The 24,361-nt window shown below is 58.6% G+C and carries 24 protein-coding genes; 5 read left to right on the forward strand and 19 right to left on the reverse strand.

The window, feature by feature from the left end:
- Positions 1 to 101: 101 nt before the first annotated feature.
- The 3 genes from B9N72_RS04335 to B9N72_RS04345 all read right to left on the reverse strand — a co-directional run bounded on the left by B9N72_RS04335 (position 102) and on the right by B9N72_RS04345 (position 2,237).
- Positions 102 to 815 carry a hypothetical protein gene (locus B9N72_RS04335; protein WP_085275204.1) on the reverse strand — a complete coding sequence of 238 codons (714 nt, stop codon included), beginning with the start codon at positions 813 to 815 and terminating at the stop codon, positions 102 to 104.
- 45 nt (positions 816 to 860) lie between these two features.
- Positions 861 to 1,523: a restriction endonuclease gene (locus B9N72_RS04340; protein ID WP_234985879.1), complete on the reverse strand. Its 663-nt coding sequence runs from the start codon at positions 1,521 to 1,523 to the stop codon at positions 861 to 863.
- Between the two features lie 387 nt (positions 1,524 to 1,910).
- The gene (locus tag B9N72_RS04345) at positions 1,911 to 2,237 is read right to left on the reverse strand and encodes a helix-turn-helix domain-containing protein (RefSeq protein WP_085275205.1); all 327 of its coding nucleotides are present in this window, start codon (positions 2,235 to 2,237) and stop codon (positions 1,911 to 1,913) included.
- Positions 2,238 to 2,423: 186 nt separating this feature from the next.
- On the opposite strand from B9N72_RS04345, the gene B9N72_RS04350 reads away from it, so the two are divergent.
- The gene (locus B9N72_RS04350; protein ID WP_143477743.1) at positions 2,424 to 2,921 is read left to right on the forward strand and encodes a hypothetical protein; all 498 of its coding nucleotides are present in this window, start codon (positions 2,424 to 2,426) and stop codon (positions 2,919 to 2,921) included.
- Positions 2,922 to 3,103: 182 nt separating this feature from the next.
- Here B9N72_RS04350 and pdxR read toward each other — a convergent pair whose 3' ends face one another.
- A complete protein-coding gene (pdxR, locus tag B9N72_RS04355; protein WP_200810870.1) occupies positions 3,104 to 4,684 on the reverse strand; it encodes a MocR-like pyridoxine biosynthesis transcription factor PdxR in 1,581 nt (526 codons plus the stop codon).
- Positions 4,685 to 4,719: 35 nt separating this feature from the next.
- Between pdxR and B9N72_RS04360 the strand changes: the two genes are divergently transcribed.
- Together B9N72_RS04360 and B9N72_RS04365 are read left to right on the forward strand one after the other, a co-directional pair.
- Positions 4,720 to 5,820: an FAD-binding oxidoreductase gene (locus B9N72_RS04360; RefSeq protein WP_085275207.1), complete on the forward strand. Its 1,101-nt coding sequence runs from the start codon at positions 4,720 to 4,722 to the stop codon at positions 5,818 to 5,820.
- Positions 5,821 to 5,860: 40 nt separating this feature from the next.
- Complete coding sequence (locus B9N72_RS04365; protein WP_200810871.1) at positions 5,861 to 6,562, forward strand: M24 family metallopeptidase; 702 nt, start codon at positions 5,861 to 5,863, stop codon at positions 6,560 to 6,562.
- 316 nt (positions 6,563 to 6,878) lie between these two features.
- Here the strand turns inward: B9N72_RS04365 and B9N72_RS04370 are convergent, their stop codons facing one another.
- Positions 6,879 to 8,147 carry a type II restriction endonuclease gene (locus B9N72_RS04370; protein ID WP_085275208.1) on the reverse strand — a complete coding sequence of 423 codons (1,269 nt, stop codon included), beginning with the start codon at positions 8,145 to 8,147 and terminating at the stop codon, positions 6,879 to 6,881.
- A gap of 619 nt (positions 8,148 to 8,766) precedes the next feature.
- On the opposite strand from B9N72_RS04370, the gene B9N72_RS04375 reads away from it, so the two are divergent.
- Complete coding sequence (locus B9N72_RS04375) at positions 8,767 to 9,831, forward strand: YncE family protein (protein ID WP_085275209.1); 1,065 nt, start codon at positions 8,767 to 8,769, stop codon at positions 9,829 to 9,831.
- A 208-nt stretch (positions 9,832 to 10,039) separates the two neighbouring features.
- Here the strand turns inward: B9N72_RS04375 and B9N72_RS04380 are convergent, their stop codons facing one another.
- The 8 genes from B9N72_RS04380 to B9N72_RS04415 all read right to left on the reverse strand — a co-directional run bounded on the left by B9N72_RS04380 (position 10,040) and on the right by B9N72_RS04415 (position 16,419).
- On the reverse strand, positions 10,040 to 10,708 hold the full coding sequence (locus B9N72_RS04380; protein WP_085275210.1) for a methyltransferase family protein: 669 nt from the start codon (positions 10,706 to 10,708) through the stop codon (positions 10,040 to 10,042).
- A complete protein-coding gene (locus B9N72_RS04385) occupies positions 10,705 to 10,989 on the reverse strand; it encodes a DUF2933 domain-containing protein (protein WP_085275211.1) in 285 nt (94 codons plus the stop codon). The genes B9N72_RS04380 and B9N72_RS04385 overlap by 4 nt, the downstream gene beginning before the upstream one ends.
- A gap of 56 nt (positions 10,990 to 11,045) precedes the next feature.
- Positions 11,046 to 11,357 (reverse strand): YHS domain-containing protein, encoded by a 312-nt coding sequence (locus tag B9N72_RS21675; RefSeq protein ID WP_085275212.1) that lies wholly within the window; start codon positions 11,355 to 11,357, stop codon positions 11,046 to 11,048.
- Positions 11,358 to 11,463: 106 nt separating this feature from the next.
- Positions 11,464 to 11,679 carry a hypothetical protein gene (locus B9N72_RS04395; RefSeq protein WP_085275213.1) on the reverse strand — a complete coding sequence of 72 codons (216 nt, stop codon included), beginning with the start codon at positions 11,677 to 11,679 and terminating at the stop codon, positions 11,464 to 11,466.
- Between the two features lie 51 nt (positions 11,680 to 11,730).
- Entirely contained in the window at positions 11,731 to 14,088 is a 2,358-nt protein-coding gene (locus B9N72_RS04400) for a heavy metal translocating P-type ATPase (protein WP_085275214.1), read from the reverse strand.
- 56 nt (positions 14,089 to 14,144) lie between these two features.
- Positions 14,145 to 14,423, reverse strand: a complete 279-nt coding sequence (locus B9N72_RS04405; RefSeq protein ID WP_085275215.1) for a DUF5676 family membrane protein — start codon at positions 14,421 to 14,423, stop codon at positions 14,145 to 14,147.
- Positions 14,424 to 14,493: 70 nt separating this feature from the next.
- Entirely contained in the window at positions 14,494 to 15,975 is a 1,482-nt protein-coding gene (locus B9N72_RS04410) for a multicopper oxidase family protein (RefSeq protein ID WP_085275216.1), read from the reverse strand.
- 3 nt (positions 15,976 to 15,978) lie between these two features.
- Entirely contained in the window at positions 15,979 to 16,419 is a 441-nt protein-coding gene (locus B9N72_RS04415) for a hypothetical protein (RefSeq protein ID WP_085275217.1), read from the reverse strand.
- A 358-nt stretch (positions 16,420 to 16,777) separates the two neighbouring features.
- On the opposite strand from B9N72_RS04415, the gene B9N72_RS20605 reads away from it, so the two are divergent.
- Complete coding sequence (locus tag B9N72_RS20605; RefSeq protein ID WP_143477744.1) at positions 16,778 to 17,023, forward strand: hypothetical protein; 246 nt, start codon at positions 16,778 to 16,780, stop codon at positions 17,021 to 17,023.
- Positions 17,024 to 17,145: 122 nt separating this feature from the next.
- Here B9N72_RS20605 and B9N72_RS04420 read toward each other — a convergent pair whose 3' ends face one another.
- From B9N72_RS04420 to B9N72_RS04445, 6 genes are all read right to left on the reverse strand, one after another.
- Positions 17,146 to 17,514: a hypothetical protein gene (locus tag B9N72_RS04420; protein WP_085275218.1), complete on the reverse strand. Its 369-nt coding sequence runs from the start codon at positions 17,512 to 17,514 to the stop codon at positions 17,146 to 17,148.
- Positions 17,515 to 17,569: 55 nt separating this feature from the next.
- The gene (locus B9N72_RS04425) at positions 17,570 to 20,671 is read right to left on the reverse strand and encodes an efflux RND transporter permease subunit (RefSeq protein WP_085275219.1); all 3,102 of its coding nucleotides are present in this window, start codon (positions 20,669 to 20,671) and stop codon (positions 17,570 to 17,572) included.
- 10 nt (positions 20,672 to 20,681) lie between these two features.
- A complete protein-coding gene (locus B9N72_RS04430) occupies positions 20,682 to 21,782 on the reverse strand; it encodes an efflux RND transporter periplasmic adaptor subunit (RefSeq protein ID WP_085275220.1) in 1,101 nt (366 codons plus the stop codon).
- Positions 21,783 to 21,806: 24 nt separating this feature from the next.
- Positions 21,807 to 22,334 (reverse strand): hypothetical protein, encoded by a 528-nt coding sequence (locus B9N72_RS04435; protein ID WP_085275221.1) that lies wholly within the window; start codon positions 22,332 to 22,334, stop codon positions 21,807 to 21,809.
- Positions 22,331 to 23,536 carry a TolC family protein gene (locus tag B9N72_RS04440; protein ID WP_085275222.1) on the reverse strand — a complete coding sequence of 402 codons (1,206 nt, stop codon included), beginning with the start codon at positions 23,534 to 23,536 and terminating at the stop codon, positions 22,331 to 22,333. Before B9N72_RS04440 ends, B9N72_RS04435 begins: the two co-directional genes overlap by 4 nt.
- A 99-nt stretch (positions 23,537 to 23,635) precedes the next feature.
- Positions 23,636 to 23,998: a hypothetical protein gene (locus B9N72_RS04445; RefSeq protein WP_085275223.1), complete on the reverse strand. Its 363-nt coding sequence runs from the start codon at positions 23,996 to 23,998 to the stop codon at positions 23,636 to 23,638.
- Positions 23,999 to 24,361: the final 363 nt, after the last annotated feature.

Genomic DNA, 24,361 nt, shown 5'->3' on the forward strand with positions numbered 1-24,361 from the left:
TTTGGAGAAGCAGACGTTCAGGAACATTTTTGCGAACCGGCGAGCAAAGGCATAGCTTTTTCGAGTCCAGCGAGCGAAGTGATCGTGGGTTGAGCACATAGTTATGTGCTTTCTGAAGAGCTTTTCGAGATTCGCTCATCTATTTTTTTGATAAGTGCTGAGCTGTTATACTTCCCCATTTGCGCCACTGCATCGCCAATTAGTGTTTTATTTCCTTTCAGCATATCCTTTACAAAATCAGGAACTACTGAATTCTCATTTATAGATTGTGCAACCATGATGGAAACGTCTTGATTACCAACCTCAAAAGATAATGGATTGGCTTCGATTATCTCTTTTATTATTTTTAATAAATCTAAATAAAACCGCTTACAAACAGTAACGATTTCCTCGGCTGGGCAAGGTATCTCAACCTCATTATTTTTATCATCATAGCGCCTCAGTGAGCCACCCGCGTGCTCAACGTAATATCGACCATCGTTAAAGGTGCTAATTAGTTGAAGCCCGTCATGAGTGATTGCATTCCTTGAGTTTTTGATAAAGGAGAAATTTTCAATTGACGAGAACGCACTCCAAGGGGCAGCCCCAGTTATAGAGTTCAGGACATCTTTTATTGATTGAAATGAGTTGGAGAATCCACTGAAGAAATAATTTACTCTTTCTTGATGGGTGAGGTCTTTTAACTGGCCTTTTTGTTCTAGCTCCAAGATGGTGGCTTTCCACTCTGACTCAATCATCTTTAGGAAGAACTCCATCTCGCCGAGTTTTGCCTCGAAGCTAAGAGTAACTCTGGCTTTAGCGGTAGACTGTGACATTGCGTTTTCTCACATACTAATTAATAGGCGGCCCCAAAGGCCCGCTTACCCCACCTTCCTAATCCCCCGGCACGCCGGGAATCGCGAACAGCCCCAGAACTTCTCCCCCGCCCGCTCGCCCTTCTGAGCCGTGCGCAGCACCATAGGGCTGGCGCAACTTGGACACACCGGCACGGACGAGGTAGCGGGTGACGGTGTGCTCTGCTGCCCCGCCTGCTGCTGGAGCATGGCCAACACCTTTTGCGCCGGCACCAACCGTATGGAGCGCCCTTCGGCGAAGTGCTTGGCGTCCTCGGTGAATTCGCCCGACGCTACGACGTAGCCGCCCACCGCATGGCGAGCGGTCATGACGCCGTACAGCTCGCGCACGATGGCCACGCCGACCTTGCTGGTTTTCCACTGCTTGCACTGCACCAGGTATTTGTCTTTGCCCATGTACAGCTCCAGGTCCACGCCGCCGTCGGGGCCATCCCCGCCCTGCTGCACGACACGGAAGCCCTCGCGCCGGAAGAGTTCGGCAGTGAGGTGTTCGAACTCTCGCCACGACAGCTTTTCCAGCGTCTCCCGGCTTGGATTGGCCGACACGTTGCGGTGCAGTTCAGCTTGCCGGCGGCGGGTACGGTAGGAGATAAAAGCGCCCAAGACGAAGCAGAGTGGGACGAGGTACTGAAAGACAAAGGAAAACGACACCAGCAACTGGCGGCTCATTCTATCGCCCAGCGTGGGGCCGGGGCCGTTGCTGCCCAGGGAAGCGGGGATGATGGGGGGGTAGTAAGGCGAAGTGATGAAAGATGAGGTAAGCGACGAAGGCCAAGGCGAGGCCGACCTGCCACGGCAGCTTGGCCGCGATCTCCATCAGGACTTCGAGCAGGGATTCCTTGCGCCGTGCCATAGCTTTACCCTCCATGCATTAATACAAAAGCATACTAATGCCCCTTGAGAGCAATTCCTACCAGGGAAACAGCTTGGCTTGAGCTAGTACAAAATCTGCGCTGGCCAGATGCTGGAAACGGAAATCAATGAGGGATATGTCGTCTGTCGCGGGAGAGCACGCTACATGATGCGACAGGCGTCGATTGCGCCCACCAGTCAAACTCAGTTTTCTCCGCCGGCATCATGCTCGTTGTAGGTCTGCATCACTGTCGTGACCACCGCCCTGCCCCGCTCATCCAGCTTGCCCCATTGAGCGAGCAAGGTCTGCTGCTCGTCCGATAGCTGGTCGACGCTGCGCTTCCCAGTCACCACGTATTGAACGTCAACCCCCACCAAATAAAGGCTGGCAAGGGTATCAGCATTGGGGAAACGCCCGGTTTGCTCGTAGGTTTGATAAGTGCTGAACCCCACACCGGCCGCCTCGGCCATCTCGGCTTGCTTGAGGCCAAGACGCATGCGTTCTTCTCTCAGCCGATCTTGAATACTCATTTTAATAGGACTTCTACTTGCAATATCCTAATTAACTAGGCATATTGTCGTTGCAAACTTACGATCCTAAGCATCCTAACATCGCATTCCCTGCGGAAACACCACCGCAGGTGACCCTGCGCGCCCATGATATGGCGAAACGTCAGGCCGCCCCACGCCCGGTGCGCAGCAGAAAGGAGCCAAGCCATGGCATTGAGCCCCCTGCAGCGGACCACTCGGCCCGGCATGACACTAGCCGTTACCGAACTGTTCACCCAATGTCGCCACATCGCGTGCTACATCGATGGCGACCAGAACGGACTGCCCTTCTCCGTCGTGATCGGGCAAGCCACCCTCAGTCAGCAGCCCGAGTCGCTGGCCCTGCCGTTCGAGAAATTCCTCGATGCCCAAGCCATCGCCAGACCATTGGCCGGTCTGATCGACCTGACCGTGCCGCTGCAGTTGTTCGGGCTCCGCCTGAAGAACGGCCTCCCCGACATTGTCTGGCCGTGGACCGACCACTATCAGACCGTACTGCAGCACTCATCCCACACCAGACAGCTACAGTTCGACCAGTATGAACGCCCGTTGCCGAACCTCTACGCCAAGCAGCTCTACATCGCCCAGCACCGCAACCTGATCTGGCACGACACCAAGAGCTTCGCCAGCTGGGTTATCCGTCATGGGGGCAATTGGAACCTGTAATGGAGTCCGCTCCGGTATGAGCTAGAGGCCGAAATACCGTGCAACATCGGCGCGGCATAGCCGGATGTGGCCAAATCCGATACGGCCAAGCCCTCTCGGCCGCATGGCCAAAAAGCGAAGAAGCCGCCAGCAAACCGCAAAGAGTGAGAAGTGGTGAGCATGGGACGGCGATCGCATACCCGCTAGCCCGACATCAGAACCGCCCTCAGACTCCTGATCCCCGCAGCAAACTTGTCCGGCTCCAGGCTCGCGTAACCAATGCGGATTCCCGGCACGGCGGCGCTGTCGGTAGCATACTGCTCGGACGGCACCAGCCGGATAGGGTGTGCCAACGCCCTCGCCGTCAGCGACGAGGCATCCTGCCCATTGCACAACCGCAACCACAGTGCCAAGCCGCCTGGCGGAATATCGAACTCCACCAAACCCTCCAACTCGCTGCGAATGACCTGAACCGCCGCATCGCGCCGCTGTGCATAAACCCGGAGCGCTCGCCGCAAATGCCGCTTCAGTTCGCCACTCTCCAGCAACTCGTTTACCGCCAGCTCGGTAATCGCATTCCCTTGGCGATCGATCTGCCGTACCGTAGCCGCACAGCGATCGACGATAGACCGAGCGGCGGCAACATACCCCACCCGCAATCCTGGTGCGAGCCCCTTCGACATTGACCCGATATAGATGACCTTGCCACCGCGATCAATACTAGCCATGGGCAACATGGGACGGTGGTCGAAGTGGAATTCATGATCGTAGTCATCCTCGACGATGGCAAAATCGAACTGCTCCGCCAGGGCCAGCAGTCGCAAGCGGCGCTCGGCCGGCATCATGACCGTGGTCGGATACTGGTGATGGGGCGTAACGTAGACCGCCCGCACCCGATGCGTTCGACACAGCCGCTCCAGCTCGTCCGGAATGAGCCCGTATTGGTCCTGACCGACGGCAAGAAGCGTTGCCCCACAGGCCCGGAATGCCTCCCTTGCCGGGGCATAGCTCAAGGCTTCGAACGCAACGGCATCCCCGGGGCGAACCAAGACCCGGGCCGCCAGATAGATGCCCATCTGGCTACCCCGGACCAAACATAGCGTGTCTTCATTGCACGCCAAGCCACGCTCCAGGTTCAACATCCTGGCCAAGGATTGTCGCAACGCCAACGCTCCCCGGGGATCACCATAACCGAGCTGATTGTTGCGCGCGGTTTTGATCAACGCGTGCCGGAAAGCGCGTGCCAGTGCCGCGTAGGGGATCATCCGCGAGTCCGGCACGCCGTCGTTGAAGTCGATCACGCCGGCGTTGGCCTCGCCATGCCATTCCGTATCCAGTACCGGCATTGAGCCTTCAGAACCAGAGCCGACGGGATCGGCACCCTGGAGCAACGCCGCGGGGTCCAGCCCCTTTTCAGCAACCGGAAATTCCGCGGCCACAAAGGTGCCGCGACGGGCCTGTGCTTCCAGCCACCCCTGTGCGGCCAGTTCCTCATAGGCCAGCACGACGGTCTTCCGGTTCACGCTCAGCCGTTCGGCCAACTCGCGGGTACCCGGCATCGGAGCGCCCCGAGCCAAACGGCCCCGCCGTATTTCCTCGATGATGGCCTGCACGATCTGGCGGTGCAGAGCGGTACCGTGTTGGTGCTGAAGCTGGATAGCCAAATCCCAAGGGCGAAGCATCGATCTCCTCATGAGCAAAACAAAGCCGCAATCGTCCAGCCAACTGGACCAGTAAATATTATAAATCTGGATGTTTTTTGTGGTCCACGTAATGGCGATCATTGGCTCATCCCCAGACCCGATGAGTTATTGAACGCATGACCTCACTGAAACCACCTGGCCAGATCGCAGGGCAACGTACCGTCGCCATCCACCACATCGAACGGCTCGGCAGCGACGCCGTGATGCTCCAATTGGGCATCCCCGACGGAACGGCATTGAGCTACGAAGCAGGGCAATTCATCGCCATTCATTTGCCCTGTGGGGCAACACGCTGTTATTCGATGGCGCACCGCCAGCAAGCGGGCGCCCCCCTGGAGTTCCACATTCGACTGCAGCCACAGGGCGTGTTTTCTCAATGGCTGGTCGATGCCCTGAACGACGCCAAGGTGTTAGGGAGAACGCTATCCATCAGCGGGCCTTATGGCGATTGCACCTGGCGCCCCCTACAGTCTTCAGCGGACATGACCATCCTGCTGGGAGGCGGCACCGGTATCGCTCCGTTGACGGCCCTGCTCGAGGAGGGGCTGGCGCAAGAAACCCGCGGACCGATCACCCTCTACTGGGGTGGAAGACAACCAAACGACTTTTACTGCGCGGCTTACTTCGAGGCCCTGGCTCGACGCCACCAGAATTTCCGCTTTGTTCCGGTCGTTGATACCCAGGACACACGCTGGAAAGGGCGTCGCGGTTTTGTCCAGGATGGTGCCGCCGACGATTTTCCCAACCTGACCAAGGCCAACGTCTACGCCTGTGGCTCGCCCATCATGGTGAGCAGTGCACGGCAGAAACTCATCACGCAATGCGGGCTAGACCCAGACCGCTTCTATGCCGATGCGTTCGAGCCTTCGGTGTCGATCCGCGACGATGCCCGATCTTCTCCTCGCCTCCGGGTACAACTGCAGCTTGCCGACGGCAGCGAACGAATAGTCCAGGTCGCGGCGGGAACCTCCTTGATGTCCGCGCTCCGCGCCGAGGGCTTGATGCAAGGCATTTGTGGCGGCCAGAAATCCTGCGGTAGCTGCCGCATCGAGACCGACGCGGCCTGGTCCGCACACCTCCCACCGCCGGACCGGATCGAGACACGCCTATTGGCGGCATTGAGCGATCCCAGACCAGCAGACCGGCTGGCCTGCCAAATCCATCTGACACCGGCACTGGACGGGCTGCGCATCGCCATCCCGGATCGACCGCTCTGAATCCCCCGTTTTGTCCAAAACCACACCGAAAGGAAACATCGTGATATCAACCCAACCCGTAACCCCGACGCAAAGCGACCTGGAAAAAAGCGGCTCCGCCTTCGATGCCGAGCAGTTACTGAAGGTGCGCCAGATGACCAGAGACGCCATTCACCGAATCGCTCAGGCCATCCGTCCCGGTATGCTGGAAGAGGATGCGGTGGAAATGGCCAAGGACATGCTGGCCGACGCCAATATGGTACGGGGCTGGCACGACGTCTACGTCCGCTTCGGCCCGAATACCACCAAGACCTTTGGAGCACCGTCGGAGCCAGGAATCGTGCTTGGCAGCGATGACATTTTCTTCATCGATATCGGCCCCGTCTGGAAACAGTGGGAGGGCGATGGCGGCGACACGTTTGTCACAGGCAGCAATCCCGGGATGCGTCGTTGTGCCGATGATGCCCGACAGATTTTCCATGCGGTTCGCCAGTACTGGATTGAGCAGGGCGCAACCGGCAAGGAGCTCTATAACTTTGCCTGTCAGCAGGCCGAACAACGGGGCTGGAAGCTGAATCTGGACCTCTCGGGCCACCGCATTGCCGACTTTCCGCATGCTTCGGTCTATGAGGGGGCGCTGGCGGATGTGGATTTCAGTCCGTCACGGCTGCTGTGGGTACTGGAGATTCATATTCGCCATCCCTCGGAACCATACGGTGCGTTCTTCGAGGACTTGCTGCTTGAAGATGACTATTTCATCTAAACCAAGTCGAACCGACCCTGAATCATTCGTACTCACCACGCGTAGCCGTATGATGCAGGCGCAGCCAACCTGAAAAGCAAAAGGGGCCAACGGCCCCTTTTCTTTGCTCAGACTCCGACGAACTTTATTCGGATCCGACAGACTTTATTTGCTCAAGTCATTGAAGAGTGACAAAAATGTCTGCACTACTAATTTATTAAAAATCAAAGAAATACGGCAGCCTAAAATACTGAGAAAGTTTGCACTCTCATGGGTTAGGAACGCTTCGCAGTGACAAATATGTTGGCACTCTTTGGAAATTTCTCTCTTTCTCGACTCACCCCCCCAGTCGCTGAGCCAACGCCATGACGGGCTTCAGTCCCGAACCGAAACGGACAATGGCTTCACGATGGCACTCCAACTCGCCGTACGGAAGATAGAGGATATCCAGTTCGGATACACGCGAGAACGCTGGCCGGGTGAGTTGTTGCCTGACCTCGTCCTGGCGTCCATCGGGTGCAACGAGAAATAACTTGGTACCAACCCCTGGCTGGGTGCCAAGCGCCAAGTCCAGCATCCGGACGATGCCGGAGTAAATTGAAGTGGAATGCTCAACCTCAAAGGCGGCGACGGCACATTTTGCTTGTTTATCCAACCAGATGACATCAATCAGCCGCACCGAGTCTCCCACCGCAGCAAGGTCTCCCGGCAATTGATCCAGACAACCGTCAGCCAGCAGTCCATCATCGCAACGGCGGGTGCGATCATTGGCAGCAATCCAGACGTCAAATCCCAGGGCGTGGCCCATGTCGCGAAGCCATGCCTGCATTCTAGTATGGGTCACGTCGTTGCTGCGAGCCGCAGCCAGTTGCTGTGTCAGCGTTGCCGCTTCGCTTCTCACACGGTGTAAATCTTCGAGCCAGGCCTGCTCAGCCGCAGCATCGTCGACAAGCGGCGGCGCAGTGTAACGGCCGCTGCCAACGTCGAACATAAGACCGGCAACAGCTCCTAGATCGTTAGAGAGCACTTTACGATGCTGTTGGTTTAGTCTTAGCAAGCCCTCTCGCATCGAAAGGTAGTGGTCCCAACGACCTAGCTTCACCCCTGCGCCTGTGACGGCGTTGTAGCCTTTCACGATTGCCGTATTGAAAGGGCAAACCAGCGTCGGGTGGATGAAATACAGCAGATTGGCAACCGCAGGCCCCAGCCCCTTGATGCCTTTGGAGTCAATCTCGTGGATTGCATCAAGCACGGCTTCTGCGGTAGTGCAGCAGTCGCATGCATCGAGCAATCTCGCGAAGGCTCGTTGATTTTCTGGATTCTCGTAGATGTCGGGAATACGTAGTTTGGGCTTCCATAGGAATGCATGGTCGGCCCCTTTAAAAATCTGCCGTTGTTCGGCTACTGACCGAACAACGGTCTCCAGAGACGAGCCCCGATAGGCATTGCCAAACCGATCCGCTTGTATTTCCTTGACGACCTGCCCAATGCCGCGACGGATAGACCGAAAATTCTTCAGCCTTTCTTCCCACAAAAACCACGTCTGGTAGGTGCCATTAGGGTCATTCTTCCAATGGTCAATAAGTCGCGAAAGTGAGTCGTGCATGGATGGTGAATGTAGAAACCAAATGAGCTCAGACTAATGGAGTAGCTTAGAAATATCAATTGGCCATTGACAATGATTTTACGACCACGACTTGCAATGCTGACGGGATGGGAGTGATACAAATCAAGGTTTCAAGAAATGAGGGTAGTGCACTTGGGGCAACGCTTCTACACTCTAACTCATGCAAGTCTTACGTCGTGCCATCCTCTCCTTGTTGCTCCTGTTGCAGCTACAGCCCATGCTTGCAACCGGCACGACAGCCTTATCTGCTAGACAGGTTAGGGGACATGCCATGACGACGTGCAGCATGCCAGCCCCTTCCAAGATGGCAACCATGCATGAGGACTGCGTCAAACAGTCAGCAAGTGTCGACGTATGCTCAGCTGCTGGTGGCTGTCTCCAGCATTGCACACCCATTGCGACAAGCGACAAGAATATTCCCATCCTTGCATTGCTCGTATCTGGGCCATGGCCCACAGGGGAGACGGTAATGCAAAGCATTTCCCTTCCTCCTCCTTATAAGCCCCCCATTCAAGTCTGATTCTCGCCGTTACTCAACATCTGTTGCCGTATAAGGCACAGCGATTCTCCGCGATATTAGATTTGAAGGGATTTTGTCATGTCCAAACATCAGTTGAAGCTTACCGCCCTTGTTTTAGCTCTGGCCACTAGCATGTTGCATGCTGCCAATTTGCCGAACGGCTTTGTCTACAGTGCCAATGAAGATGACAAATCGATCAGTGAGATTAGGCTTGGCAATGGCACGGTGCGTAGCAAAAAAGTACCGATCGTACCGCACAATGTGCAAATCGCCCCAGATGGCAACACGCTGCTGGCGGTGGGAATCCCCGCAGCCAGTCATGGTGCGCATGACATGAATGGCATGGCCGCAATGCCTGGTGGAACAATAGCCAGCGCTGCCCACAAAGACAGCGAGGGCAAACTATTGATCCTTGATATCGGGCAATTTGGCAAGGTATTGGCTACGCTCCCCGCCGGCGAACATCCCGCCCACGTGGTAACAGATCCGAAGGGGAAGCGGGCCTATATCACTAGTTCCGAAGACAATCAGGTTACCGTAGTCGATATCGCCCGGAAGCGCATCGTAGCCAAGGTCTCCACCGGAGCCTTTCCCCATGGCCTCAGACCGAGCCCCGATGGTCGCGAGTTGTACGTCGCCAACGTGAAAGATGGCAGCGTCTCCGTCATCGATACTGCGGGCCTCAAAGAGGTGACGCGCATCCCAGTCGGCCGTGCTCCTGTTCAGGTGGCCTTCACCCCGGATGGAAAACGTGTCTATGTGTCGCTACGAGATGACAATCAAGTCGCAGTCATAGATACATCGACCCGCCAAATCGTCGGCCGCCTCGCAGTCGGGCGTAACCCGATCCAGGTGTATGCCACCCCTAACGGCAGCAAGGTGTATGTCGCCAATCAAGGAACAGAGAACAACCCGGATAATACGGTATCCGTGATCGAAACTGGAGGTCAAAAGGTACTGGAAACAGTCACGACTGGAGCAGGCGCTCACGGTGTCGTCGTGAGCAACGATGGAGCCGCCGCCTTTATTACCAATACCTTGGCGGGAACAGTCAGCGCCATAGATACGGAAACCCAACGCGTCGTCGCCACCTATAAGGTTGGGGCCGGCCCCAACGGCATTACGTACCGCGCAATCCCATAATCATGGTGGCCGCCCGTCGATCGGGCGGCCTGTTCCAAGGCGGGAGTTTTTCTAACCATCGCCCCTCAAATCGAGAGGAGAATGATGTCGGCACCACCCCTCCTCTCTCGTTCCCCCTCTCCACATCCCGCTCACTGGAACACTATTTGGCGGCAAGGCGACTTTGCCGTCTTCCCCATGACTTCAGCCCGGATTTCATGAGGGGGAACTACCTGCGTTCCACATCCCCTCGGGGCCCGACCGTTTGGGCACTCAGCTTCGGGAAGAACGGAGGAGTATGCCGCCAATAATGCTCATATTCTTCTCCGAATTCGGCAGCGACTTCGCGCTCCTCGCGGAAGGCAAGACGAACATACATAACCACCAGAATCGGGAACATTACCAGTGTCAGCAGCGTCGGCCACTGTAGCAGAAAGCCGAACATGATCAGCACAAAGCCGATGTACTGCGGATGCCGCACCCGAACATAGGGACCGGTCATGGCCAAGCGATGCGCGCGTTGTGCATCATAGAGAACCCTCCACGAGGCCGCGAGCAGCCAGAATCCACCGCCGATGAACGCAGAGCTCAACAGGTGGAACGGTCCAAAATGGGGATTGGATCTCCAGCCAAACATGACTTCGAGCAAGTGACCAGAATCGTGGGCGAAGAAGTTGACGTCTGGAAATTTGCTGCTTAGCCAGCCGGACAATAAATAGATCGTCAACGGGAAACCGTACATCTCGGCAAACAGCGCCACGATAAACGCTGAGAAGGCGCTGAAGGAGCGCCAGTCTCGCTTTGACTGGGGCTTCGCGAAGCTGAAGGCGAAAATGATAAAGACCAGAGAATTAATGAGGACCAGCGACCACAAGCCATAGGCAGGCGTGTCTTTCATTTCCGATCTCCTTGGTTTCCCCGCGGGGAAGTGTTGCTGTTGACATCGTGACCTTCTCCATGCCCAGCGTGACCACCATGCATGAAAAGATGCATCAGGGGACAAGCCAGTAGCAGAAGGAACGGCAGCCAACCGAACAAATGGGCCCGGTGTTCGGAAAGCAGGAAGAAGGCCGCAACAGCAATAAAACCCCAGAAGACCCAACTCCCTCGTAGTCCACGGGAATGGCTATGCTCACTGTCCTGGTGTGTCACGTGTTCGTTTTTCTGCATCGGTTCCATTGCGATGACTCCAATCGATCATTCGGAATGACAGCATTGCTCCCTCGGGAGCCCAATCAACAGCAGCCACCGCCATGGCGATGAGTTTGGCCTTGTATAAACTGTTGTGGGTTCTTCTCGAATTCGGTGCGCGAACTCTCCGATTCGAATAAATACTTCTGGCCTTGATATGTCGAAATAAGCGCTTTGGCTTTGTCAACGGGCCGACCAGTCACCGGGTCACGCGGGGAGTCATCCTGATGTGAGTGTCCACCTCCAGCACCATGCCTATGCCCCCCCATGCCACACCCCATCCCTCCACGTCGCATTAAAAAAACTAGGCCGACTGCCAACAACAGCCAAATCGCGTTCTCCGATAACCATTGCATGATATGTTTCCTTATCGAGCAAGATTGCGAACAAAATATGCCAACAAGCGGAGGGCAAACTTACTATCATTCGAAAACCCTTGCTGCAGTGAGATAGAAGTTAATTTCACGTATTTCTTCTTTCATGCCCTTTTCGCATTCCGCTGGCGATTTCTTCCTCGCTGCGTTTAGCAAGGCGCAAAGTCATCCAAACGACGACCGGGCAACTGAATAACACCAACGCAAGAACAAGCGTGAGCAGCGAAAAGCCGTAGAAATAAAACATCCCGATCGCTACAGCAACAGCAATAACGGCACACATCCCATAAGCCAGTTGTTTCATCGCTATCTCTTCCCTGTATTGATTGCTCCCGACGATGTGATCAGCACCAGACTAGAGTCCAATCTGCGCCCGTTTGAGCAATGCCGAGTTAACAATTACCGACAAAGAGCTCAACGCCATCGCTGCCGCCGCGAGAATCGGGTTCAAGAAACCCAAAGCCGCCACAGGAATACCGATGCTGTTGTAAATGAAGGCCCAGAACAGGTTCTGCTTGATCTTGCGCATCGTGGCGCGGGACAACTGAATCGAGGCCATCACATCACGCACGTCGTTCTTGATGAGGATGATGCCGCCGGTTTCCTTGGCTACGTCCGAACCGGAGCCGATAGCGACGCCAATGTCGGCAGTAGCCAGCGCTGGCGCATCGTTCACCCCGTCACCGACCATGGCAACCACCTCACCCTCGCCCTGAAGTTGGCGGATCACGTTCACCTTGTCGTCCGGCAATACCTCGGCAATGACACGATCGATGCCGATCTGTTTGGCTATGGCATCGGCGGTGCGCTGGTTGTCACCGGTGAGCAGCACAACCTTAATGTTGCGAGCCTTCAGTGCCGCGACCACTTCCACGGCCTCCGGTTTCAGAGTGTCCGCGACTGCGATGACACCAATTAAGGTGTTCCCGATGCCAACCAGCATGGCTGTCTTGCCGTCCGCCTCCAGGCGAGTCAGTGCTGCTTCCGCCTCCTCGACCGGGACGTTCCGTTGCGCAGCGAGTCGGCGATTGCCTAGAAAAACCAGTTGGCCATCGACGGTTCCCTGGATGCCATGACCAGCAATAGCGGTGATGCCACTTGCCTTTGGCAGAGCCCCGCCGCGGTGCAGAGCAGCACGAACAATCGCCTCACCCAGCGGATGCTCGGACCCGCTTTCCACGGCACCCGCCATGCTCAGCACTAAAGACTCGCTATTGCCCTTGAACGGGATCACATCGGTGACAGTAGGTTCTCCGCGGGTAAGCGTGCCGGTCTTATCAAACACGATCGTGCTCAACTTCTCGGCTCGCTCCAGCACTTCGCCGCCCCGAATCAGGATGCCGCCATCGGCGCCCTTGCCTACCCCCACCATCAGCGCGGCTGGCGTCGCCACGCCCAGCGCACATGGGCAGGAAATAATCAGGACCGCGATGAAAGCCAGCAACCCTTGCGGGAAGTTGCCGGCCAACCACCAACCGACGAACGCCAGCAACGCCACGGCTACCACGGCCGGCACGAAATAGCCGGTGACGGTGTCGGCCAACCGCTGGACCTGCGCCGTGCTCGCCTGCGCCTCTTCCACCATCTTGATGATCTGGGCCAGCGCGGTATCGGCGCCAATCTTGGTCGCCTTGAAGGTGAACACCCCGCTGCGGTTGAGCGTTCCGCCGATGACCGATGTGCCCGGCCTCTTTTCGACCGGCATCGATTCGCCGGTAAGCATCGACTCATCAACAGTCGACGCCCCTTCGGTAACCTCACCGTCGGTCGGGATTTTCTCGCCCGGCTTCACCACAACAAGCTCTCCCACCATAATGCTCTCGGCGGGAATCTCGACCTCTTGGCCATCGCGCATTACGTGAGCAGCGGCCGGCTTGAGGTCTAGCAGTCGCCGCACCGCTGCAGACGACTTCTTCTTGATGATTTCTTCCATGTACTTGCCGAGCAAGACGAAGGCGATGATGACCGCCGACACTTCAAAGTACACATCGCGTTCCGCCACCTTGACCGGCAGCACGTCGGGGAAGAACAGGACGGCGACGCTGTAGAAGTAGGCCACTGAGGTGCCTAGCGCGATCAGGAAATCCATGTTGATGTTGCGGGTGCGAATAGCATTCCACGCCCCCTTGTAGAACCCCCACCCTCCGATGAACTGCACCGGTGTCACCAACAAGAACAACCACATCCCCCAGGTAAACCAGGGCAAGGCCGGAATCGGTGCCCACGTCAGCAGCGTGGCGCCGGCGGCAAGTGCAATGAAGGCTCCGGCACGCAGTATCGCGAGCGCCAACACCCCGGTCAGGGCAATGGCGACACGCGCCTTCATCGCCTTCAATTCAGTCTCGGGGGATTCGAAGGTCCGCAGACAGCTATCGCTGCAGAAATAATAGGTTCGACCACCACGCTCCGCTTTCAGGGCGGATGCCTTGTCTACCATCATGCCGCAGATTGGATCCTTGGCCCGGTCACCACCGCCGACCATCTTGGCCGGCGTAGGCACAGTAGTGACGTGGTGGTGGTGTGCTGTAGCTGTGGTTTGACCGTGAACTTCCACCAATACGGGCTGATCAACGTATCTCTTCGGTGCTGCAGCGAACTGTTTCTGGCACCGAGTGGAACAGAACCAATATTTCCGACCTTGGTACTCCTGGCTGGCTTGTGCTGTCGTGGTGTCAGTCTGCATGCCACAGACCGGATCAATAACGGTTGCCATGTGCTTTCTCCTTGCCCCCGCGATATGGGGGAAGTTGTCGCCAATGCTTTCTAGATTTAGTATCGATTACCTTGCAACAGGCCATGCAGCCATGCGAACACCGTACCGACCATGAATCCCCACACCGCCAGCACCACGAGGGGGTACATGAACTTCGCGAAGGTAAAAGGCTCTGGAGTATCCAGCTTGTGGAAGTCGAGGCCATGGAACAGTGCGTTGAGAAAATCGACACCCCGATCCGGCCACAAGGCATACAGTACAGCGCACACGCCATAGCTGATCGCCATGGTCGAAGCCAGTGCGACACCAATTTTCCAGGGGGCATTCGTATTCATGACACTCTCCTTACACTGAGATACCAAACAGTCGATATGAGCACATGGCCTCGGTGAACCCCTTACCGCCCTATACCACTTTGAGCTGCCCCATCATTCCCAGCCCTTCGTGTTCAAGGATGTGACAGTGGAACATGCGTAGACCACGCCAGCGCTGAACAGCCTTGATCCGTACCGTCTCCCCCGACTTCAGGTTCACGGTGTCGTGCCAAGCACGGAAGGGCTCCGGCGTCACCACACCATGGATCTCCCGTTCAACGACCTGGAATTGGGTACCATGCAGATGGAAGGGGTGATCCATATCCGCTTGGTTGACGATTTCCCATAACTCGACTTCATTGCGCCGACTAGTCAGATCAACCCGCTTCATGTCATAGGTCTTGCCGTTGACGAGGAAGGACATTTGATGGCGGCCGTCCTTCATCGACATCTGTTCAGTGAACACGACCCTTTTGTGTGCCTTTACTGGCCCAAGATCTGCGATAGAACACAGTTGCAGGGGCAAAGGTGGCTGAATAGTGGATCTGACTGGGGAGAAATCCACCGTCAACAGACTGAGCGCCTTGTCGGGCGCTACTTCCCCCATTTTCCCGCGAGGGTAGACTGCCGCCGTCAGATCGACCCGATCACGGTGCGTGCCCGCATCGACGATAAGTTCGGCACGCTGGGCTGGTACCACCAGAAACTCCTGCAGACCCGCGATGGGATGCTCGATCAAGCCGCCATCGGTTCCCACCAATGCGAAACCGATACCCGGCAGAGTCAGGCGCAGGTAGCGTGCACTGCACGCATTCCAGATTCGCCAGCGTTCCCGCCCCCCGGTGTCGAATCGCACTACCGGCATGTGCTGGGCATTTACCAGCACAAACTGCCCTTCACGGCCATTCATCCAATCATCCGCATCGTCTGCCGGAATCTTGCCCTGCTGATCAAGCTTGAGATCGGAAGTCACCAGCAAACGCTCAGGGATTCCGTTGAGTGGGTCTTGCCTGGCACGCACGATAAAAAGCCCTGCTAGCCCACGGAAAGCCTGCTCGGCGGTGTAGGTATGAGGGTGAGGGTGATACCAGTAAGTGCCTGCGCAGCCATCCGGTAAGGTGAAGCGATAAACCCGTTTGCCTCCAGGGGGTACTGGATTCTGGGGATTACCATCCTGCTCGGGCGGCACCGGCAGGCCATGCCAGTGTATGGATGAAGGTTGCTTGAGTCGGTTTACAAAGGTGATCTCGATGGTATCCCCTTCAAATACTTCAATCAGGGGCCCTGGCAGGCTACCGTTGTAGGTCCAAAACTCAGTGGCATGACCTGCGACCAATTCGGCTCTCAGTGGCGCGGCCGTCAAGGTGGCCCGGAATAGTCCTAGCGTCTTGCTTTCGTTGGTGAGCTTGCCCAACTCCCGTAGAGGTAGTCCCCGCGGCAAGGCATCAACCGGTAATAAGGAGGCAGGGGCAGCGGTCTCTCCCATGGACATTGCTCCGGCCCAAACCTTGGTCGAAGCAGCCCCCATCACTACAAGACGGCTAATGGCAGTCAGAAATTGCCTACGCTGCATCACTTACTCCTTGGCATCGCTACCCATCGGGCCCATCGGCATCGACATCATGGATGTTTGCTGATGCATCATTTGCATCATCATGTCCATCATCTTCATGCGATCGTCCATGCTGGATGGTTTGCTGGATTTGGCTTTGCCTTTAACCGGGCAATCCATCCCTGCATGCATCGACTTCATCATGGCCATCGCATCGGTCATAGCCTGCATTTGCGCCTGCATCGCCTGTTGACGCTCGGCCGGAGTGTTGACTGAACGTGTCAGTTCTTTTGCGGCTTCAAGTTTGTGCAGTTGGTCCGAGACAGCGCTGTCGGATGGGGCTTGCGATTGGACACCAGTCGTCGCGGGTGTGGCTTTATCAACGTGGTGGGCTTCATTGGCCATGGCGATCGTAGCGACGCTGGCGAAGGCCAGTGCGTAGCCGTAAGTCAGTACCCGTTTCATAGAGGGACTCCTTGGGACGTAAAAAGGAACGGCAATGCTCAATCCCATAAGTGCTGGGATCGGAAATGGATGCAGGCACCGGCATACGCCAGTGTCCTGTCAGCAGGCGCTGCTAATTGTTGAGACGTAAAAACTGCAGGAAAACAGGGGGCTGTGAAGGAAAGAGCAAGGGCTGGCCAATGAGGATTGGCGTAAGAGGTAGCGAGATGAGGAACAGGATGATGGGTAGAATAGTCACTACTGCCGCATGGCCAAGGTCAAACGGAAGCAAGCTGCCTGATTGAGGCAGAGAGGTACTGGCCTGAGCACAGGACTGTACACACACCTCGTTATGCGGGGTGGTATCTGGACGAACGTTATGCTGCGTAACGGCAAGACCGAGAGGATCGGCCCTCCCCATTTCACTGGGCAGGCTCAAGCAGCCATGGATCGCACCCAGAACAAACGCAAACACCCACACCGCCAGAGTAAGGCGACAAAGCAGGCTGAGGTGTTTGCGGAATCTGTGCACAACGACACACCTGAAAATGGATACTTTCAATATAGCCGGCCCAATGTCGAGTGTTTTGATGCAGATCAAATATGGGGCAAGCTGACCGGATAGTGGACTAATATTATTTCTTAACGATAGCGAATGGCACGAGAGGCAGAGCATAATTCTTCGCCAAACAAGGCTGCTCTGCCCCCCTTGCCTTAACGCAACCTCAGCGCCATCCCGTCGGCACCTTATTTCAGTGTCAGGCGCACCTGCTCGGCGGCCTTGCCGGGCAGCGTCACCTTGACGATAGCCTTGGCACCGGCAGCCGCCTTGGCCTTAGCCGTCAGCTTGTTACCGCCAGCCGGCACCAGGGCTGCGGTAGTCTTGGCCGAGCCAACCAGCAGCGTGACTTCGCCGCTGGCACCCTTGCTGTCGACCGGCTTGCCGCCATGGTCGGTCAGATAGACGGCCAGCTGGTCCGCTTCGGCAACGAGTTCGACGCGATGACCCGACTGGGTCTCGGCCATTACACCCCCTTGTTGCGGCTTAAGATCGCCATCGGCGAAGGCCAAACCAGTGGAGAACGCGAGGGAGGCGGCGATCAGCAGGTGTTTCATGGTGTTTTCCTTTCCAGGGAATGATCCCCGGGCTATCGCCCGGGGCAGGTAAAAATCAGAACGCTTCGCTGCTATGGTCTTGCAGCAACTGACGTAGCGGCTTCTCGCCGAACAGCCAGAACATCAGCGGGGTCAGCAGCGTATCCAGCAGAGTCGAGCTGACCAACCCGCCGAAGATCACCACCGCCACTGGATGCAGAATTTCCTTGCCTGGCGCATCAGCGGCGAACAGCAGCGGCACCAGCGCCAGAGCGGCGGTGAGCGCCGTCATCAGCACCGGCGTAAGCCGCTCCAGCGAGCCGCGCACGATCAGACGCTGGCCGAAGGTCTCGCCCTCGAACTTGCACAGGTTGATGTAGTGGCTGATCTTGAGAATGCCGTTGCGCGTGGCGATACCGGTCAGCGTGATGAAGCCGACCAGCGACGCCACCGACAGCGTGATATCGGCCAGCCACATCGCGATCACGCTGCCGATCAGCGCCATCGGGATATTGCCCATGATCATCGCGCTGAGGGTGACCGACTTGTAACGGCTGTACAGGACCATGAAGATTAGCGCCAACGATACCAACGACAGCCCGGCGATCAGCTTGGTCGCCTGTTCCTGCGCCTGGAACTGCCCCTCCAGGCTCACGAAGTAACCTTCAGGCAGATGACTGTCGGCCAGTACTTGGCGAATATCCGCGATGATGCGGGCCATGTCCGAACCGTCGGTGTTGGCGGCGATGACGATGCGCCGCCGGCCGTTTTCGCGACCGATCTGATTCGGACCGTCAGACTCTTCAACGCTGGCGACCTGCGACAGCGGAATGCGCCCGTGCGGGGTGTCGATCAGGATACCCGCCAGCCCCGGCGTATCGCGCGCGCTATCCGGCAGGCGCACCACCAGGTTGAAGCGCTTGTTGCCGTCGACGATCTGCGCCACGGTGTCCCCCTCGGTCAGCGTCTCCAGCGTCTTCAACAAGGCTCCTGGCGAGACGCCATACTGCGCGGCCTTGCCATAGTCGAGTCGCACCTTGATCTGGGGGATCAGTACTTGCTTCTCGATCTGCAGATCGGTCAGCCCCGGAATGCGAGCCAGCTTGTCGCGCAGGCTCGCCGCCTGGCCGCGCAGCGTGTCGAGATCGTCGCCATAGATCTTCAGCGCGATCTGGGCACGCACACCGGACAGCAGGTGGTCGAGCCGGTGCGAGATGGGCTGACCGACGGTGGCCACCGCCGGCAGCGGGGCCAGCTTGGCACGAATGTCCGCCATCACCGCCTCGCGCCCACGCTCGGAGGGCTTGAGATCGACGTCCAGCTCGCTCGAGTGCACCCCCTCGGCGTGTTCGTCCAGTTCGGCACGACCGGTACGGCGGCCGACGCTCCTTACCTCGGGAACCTCCTTGATCAGGGCTTCGGCCAAGCTGCCAACCCGATTCGACTCGGCCAACGACGTGCCCGGGTTGAGCAGCAGCGATACGGTCAGCGTGCCCTCGTTGAAGGCCGGCAGGAAGGCGCGTGGGAACAGCGGCACCGTGGCGACCGTCGCCGCCAGCAGCACCACGGCAGCGGCCAGAATGAGCCTGGCACGGCTGAACGACGCTTCCAGCAGCTTTTTGTCCCAGCGCTTGAGCCATTGCACCAACCGCGAGTCGCCGTGCTCGATCTGCTTCATGCGCGGCAGCAGGAAGTAGCACATGACCGGGGTCACGGTGAGCGCCACCACCAGGCTCGACAGGATCGAGGTGATGTAGGCGACGCCAAGCGGTGCGAACAGCCGACCTTCGATACCCGGCAGCGCAAACAGCGGCACAAATACCAGCACCACCACCATGGTGGCGACCACGACACCCGACCGTACCTCGTTACATGCTACGGCGATCACCTTGATGATGCCGGTCACCCCCTTGGGCTTGTTTTGTTTCAGGCGGCGCAACACGTTTTCGACATCGACTAGCGCGTCGTCCACCAATTCGCCGATAGCGATCGCCAGACCACCCAGCGTCATCACGTTGATCGACAGCCCCATACTCTTGAACACCAGGGCGGTGATCGCCAACGACAGCGGGATCGCGGTCAGCGAGATCAAGGTGGTGCGTACGTTCATCAGGAACAGGAACAAGATGATCGCGACCATGATCGCGCCGTCGCGCAGCGCTTCCTGTACGTTGTCGATCGACGCCTCGATGAAGTCGGCTTGGCGGAATGAGATTTCAGGCTTGGAAACGCCGGGCGGCAAGGTCTTCGACATGCTGGCAAGCGCATCCTCAACTTGCTCGGTCAATTTGACCGAATCGGCGTTGGGCTGCTTCTGCACGCTGACGATGACCGCTGGCTTGGCACCGTAGCCAGCGTCGCCGCGTTTGAACGAGGGAGCGAACTTCACCTCGGCCAGTTGCTTCAACAGGATTGGTTGACCATTGACCAGCTTGACAGCGAGATTCTGCAAATCTTCCAGGCGCGTAGTGCGCCCCAGGTTGCGGATCAGGTATTCACGGGCGTTCTGCTCCAGGAAGCCGCCGCTGGTATTGCTCGAGAAAGCCTTCAGCGCAGTGTCAAGCTCCTCGAAGCTGACATCGAGCTGGCCCATCAACGCGGTATTCGGCTCGACACGGAATTGCCGCACCTCACCACCGATGGGGATCACCTGGGCAACGCCGGGAATCGACAACAGCCGCGGTCGCAACACGAAGTCGGCGTATTCACGCACCTGCATCGGACTGACCTTGGCCGGGTCGGCCGGCAGCGCAATCAGCATGATCTCGCCCATCACCGACGAGATCGGGCCCATATTGGGGCTGACCCCTTCCGGTAACTGTTCCTTGACCTCAGCCAGGCGCTCGGCCACCAACTGGCGGTTGCGGTAGATGTCCGAACCCCACTCGAACTCGGCATAGAGAATGGAAAGGCCGATGCCGGATACCGAGCGCACCCGGGTTACGCCCGGCATGCCATTCATCGCCGTTTCCAGCGGAAACGACACCAGTTGCTCAACTTCTTCCGGGGCCATGCCGCCGGCTTCGGTCATGATGGTAACGGTTGGCTTGTTCAGATCCGGGAACACATCCACCGGCATGTTCACAGCAGTAAGCCCGCCGTACACCATCAGGATGACGGCGAAGGCGAGCACGAACAGCCGGTTTCTCAGACTGGTATTGACGATCCAGCTAAACATGATCGTCTCCTCAGCGGATCTGGTTGATCAGCGTGGCACCGCTGGTCACCACTCGTGCACCAGGCTTCAGCCCTGCGGCCACCACGTTGGCACCGTCGAGCGGCGTCACCTGTACCGGCACGCCGCGGAATACTTCCGCCCGCTCGTGCACCCAGACGATGCTCTCGTTGGCCGAATTCCTGACCACGCTCGCCGCCGGCAGCGGCACACCCTTGACGCTGTCGCGGGTCTGCGCCACCACCTTGACCGCCTGGCCAAGCGCCAGTGGGTTTGCGCCTGCCTGCTTCAGTCGGAACAGCACCGGCAGCGCGCCATCGCGAAAGGCGGTGGCACCGCCGACGAAGGTCAGCGGCGTCTGCGTGCCGGAGAGGCTGGCATCGGTCAGCGAAGCAACGAGCTTGGCATCGTAGGCCAGCGCCTCGATCATCAGCCGGGCAGGGTCGACGATCTCGAACAGCACGTCGCGAGCCTCGACGACCTGGCCGCTGACGACGCTAGCCTGCGCAATCACGCCGCTCACCGGCGCGCGTAGCGCCTCGCGGCCGGTAGCCGCACCGAGCGCCGCCGCGCGCTGGCGCAGCCCAGCCAACTCGCTTTCCTGTGCTTCTACCTCCTTCTTCGGTACCGTACCGGACAGCTCCCGCAAACGGGCCAGCTGTTTCTCTGCCAGCCGGGCCTTGACCCCGAGATCCGCCAGCTCTGCGCTCTGGTTGGCGCGTTCGACGCTCGTCACCGCCGGCACCACATAACCCAGCACCTGACCCTTGACGACTTTCATGCCGGCTACCGGCAGCCCCTTCGGCCCGCCCTCGATACGGCCGGACTGAATCGCCTGCACGCGGCCGCCGGCGTTCGGGTCCATCACCACGTGGCCGTTGAGTTCGACGGTACGCGGCACGGCTTTTTCCTCACCGACCACGGTGCGGATGGCCAGCCGTCGTTGCGCATCCTTGGGCACGAACACGCTGCCGTCCGGCAGCCGTTGCGGTTTATCAGAAGCGATGGCGGCAGCCGGGTTGGCCGCCCCGCCGCTGTGATCTTCGCCACCGTGGGCGATGGCCTGACCCAGCCAGAGTGCCAGCAGGCACGCCAATAGTTTGTTCATTTTCATGTTCTGTTGTCCTTGTTCCGGCGGTCAGGCGGTATGACGAGTGGTGCGGCGCTTGAGCAGCACCGAGACAGCGCCCAGCGCGACCAGGGCGCCGCCGACCCACCACCACATCGTTCCCGAACCATGACTGGTTACGGCGGCCACCGGTTTGGTCGGCTCGGCCACCACCAGCGTGGTCTCGATCAGGTCGGTGTCGGCACCGGCCTGTACGGTAAGGACCAAGGGGTACTGGCCCGGCTTGGCGAACTGCGGTGCCTTGGCACGATAGCTGCCGTCCTCGGCCGCTTGCGCGACGGTCTTCCAGCTGCCGCTTTCGATTTCCACCTTGGCACCGGTCACCGGTTCGTTGCTGGCGTAGCGGTCGAGATAGACGGTGAGCTGACCACCCGCCGGTGTGACGAGTAATTCGAACAGTTCGGTGTGAGCCTCGGCACGCGGCGCCACGTTGGCCGAAACAGCCGGTTTGGCGCCATCGCCGTGATCTTCGCCGCCGTGGGCGAAAACAAGAACAGGGGCGAACAACAGCGTGAACAGCAGGGTTTGGCGGATCATGGCAGGGCTCCCACGGCCTGGTTGTAGCGGGAAACGGCACGCGCCGCCTCGGATCGGGTACGGGCGGCCTGGAGGCGAGCATCGGCGAGTTCGGTTTCGGCACGGATCAGCGCCGGCAACTCGAGTTGGCCGGCCTGGAACGCCTTGTCCACCCAGACGAAGCTCTGCTCCGCCAGTTGCAGGCGTTCCTGCTGCAGCGCCGCCGTTCCCCGGCTTTGCTCGAGTTCGGCCCGACTTGCCGCCACACTGGCCGCCAGTTTGCGCTGGGCGCTATCGCGCGCGAGCTGGGCCTCGATCAGTTCGGCGTTGGCGGCGGTGATGCGCGGCTGATTGCGTGCAGAGGATCCGAACGGAATCTTGATCGCGATCTTGGCGAGGTTCTGGTAGGCCTCTTCGCGGCTGTCGCGCTCGCGAGTCACGGTGAACGCCAGTTCCGGATTGTTGCGGGTATCCCCCGCCGCTTGCTGTAGCTTGGCTTGGGCTACCGAGGCCTTGGCGGCCAGCTCCTGCAGCTGCGGATGCTGTTCCGGTGCGATCTCGCCGGCCAGGATTTCATCCTGATCCGGCACCCGCGCCCCGCGCGACAAGGCAGCGAACTGCCCTTGGGCTCGGGTCAGCGCCGCCTGCGCGCGCAAGCGTTCACTCTTGGCCTGGCTCACCGTGCTGCGCGCCAGGTTCTGGTCCAGCGGTGCCAGATCGCCCGCCTTGACCCGGCGGGCGACGTCGGCCTCGAGCCGGCTGGCTTCCTTGAGCTTGAGGTCGGTGGCGTCCAGCTCGACTTGCGCGAGGCGGACTTCCCACCATGCTTCGCGCAGTTCACCAGCCAGCTGCCAGCGTTGCTGTGCCAAGCCTTGCATGCTGGCATCGCGCTCGCCTTGCGCCACGGCGCCAGCTCGGTCGCGCTGCCCCCATAGCCACAGTGGCACGCCGACTTCGGCTTCCCACTCGCGCCTGCCGGCGTTGCCATCAAGCTGGTCACTGCGGCCGGACAACGTCAGCGTGGGCGGTTCAGGCAGCCAAGCACGGGCGGCCGCGTCTTGCGCGTCGAATTGCGCCGTGCGGGCGGACTGGGCCGGCAAATAGGCAGCCCAGGCATGGTCGAGGGCGTCTTTGAGCGTGGCGGCGGACAGCGGGGCGGACAAGCCCAACCAGAGCGCGGCCACACCCAACGCCCCTCGATAAAACGGATGGGGGTAAGGCATGATGACCTCATCGAAATGGACAATGGCAATGCGTCACGACGACGCCGGCCGGCGCGATGAGGGCAGGAGAGGAAACTGGAGCTGCGTCAACGCGCCGGATCAGGCACGTTTTTTGGGAGGCCGCTCGGGAGGGGCCGGCGCATGGTCGTTGGGAAACTGATCCTCGCTGCCAGTCCACACAGAGGATGTCGGGACAATGGGATGAGGGAGGGACGGGAGGGACGGCACGCCCTTGGTAAAGCTGCAGGACTTGCAGCCGTCGAGCTTCACTTCGTCGCCGACCTTGTGAGTGTGCTGCTCGGAGTCACCGAAAATGCTGCGGTGCTCATGGATACTGACCTTCTCGACCACGGACGGATGGTCTCCCTCGCCTTCCTCCAACTGAGCGAAACCGGCCATCGCTGCGTTGAACGGCAGGGCGATGGCCAGTAACAGTAGCAGGAGGCAGCGCAGCAATTTCATGGGGGGTATTGTAGCGGGCTTGGTGAGCGGTGCAAAACGGCACGAAGGAATAAGAATGCTATACCTTGGTCGAATACGAAAAAGCGGCCTTGCGACCGCTCGATGTATCCGCAGCTATGGAAACCTTATTTCCTGCCACGGTAATTTTCAGGGTTGGCTTTGATGACACGGCCAGCATAGTCATCGAGTTCCTCTCGTGTCGCCTTCGGTGCTACCGCTCTGCACATGGTAACGGGACACCATCGAGATGATCGTCTCATCAGTCAGATATGGCATCACCAAACATGCTTCGGCATCGATAGCAGCGGGCGGGACGTTTTCTGGAAGGGAACGAGGGACGCGCTTGGAACTCACGGAAAACCT

The sequence above is a fragment of the Pseudogulbenkiania subflava DSM 22618 genome, assembly GCF_900177275.1.
Taxonomy (GTDB): Bacteria; Pseudomonadota; Gammaproteobacteria; order Burkholderiales; family Chromobacteriaceae; genus Pseudogulbenkiania; species Pseudogulbenkiania subflava.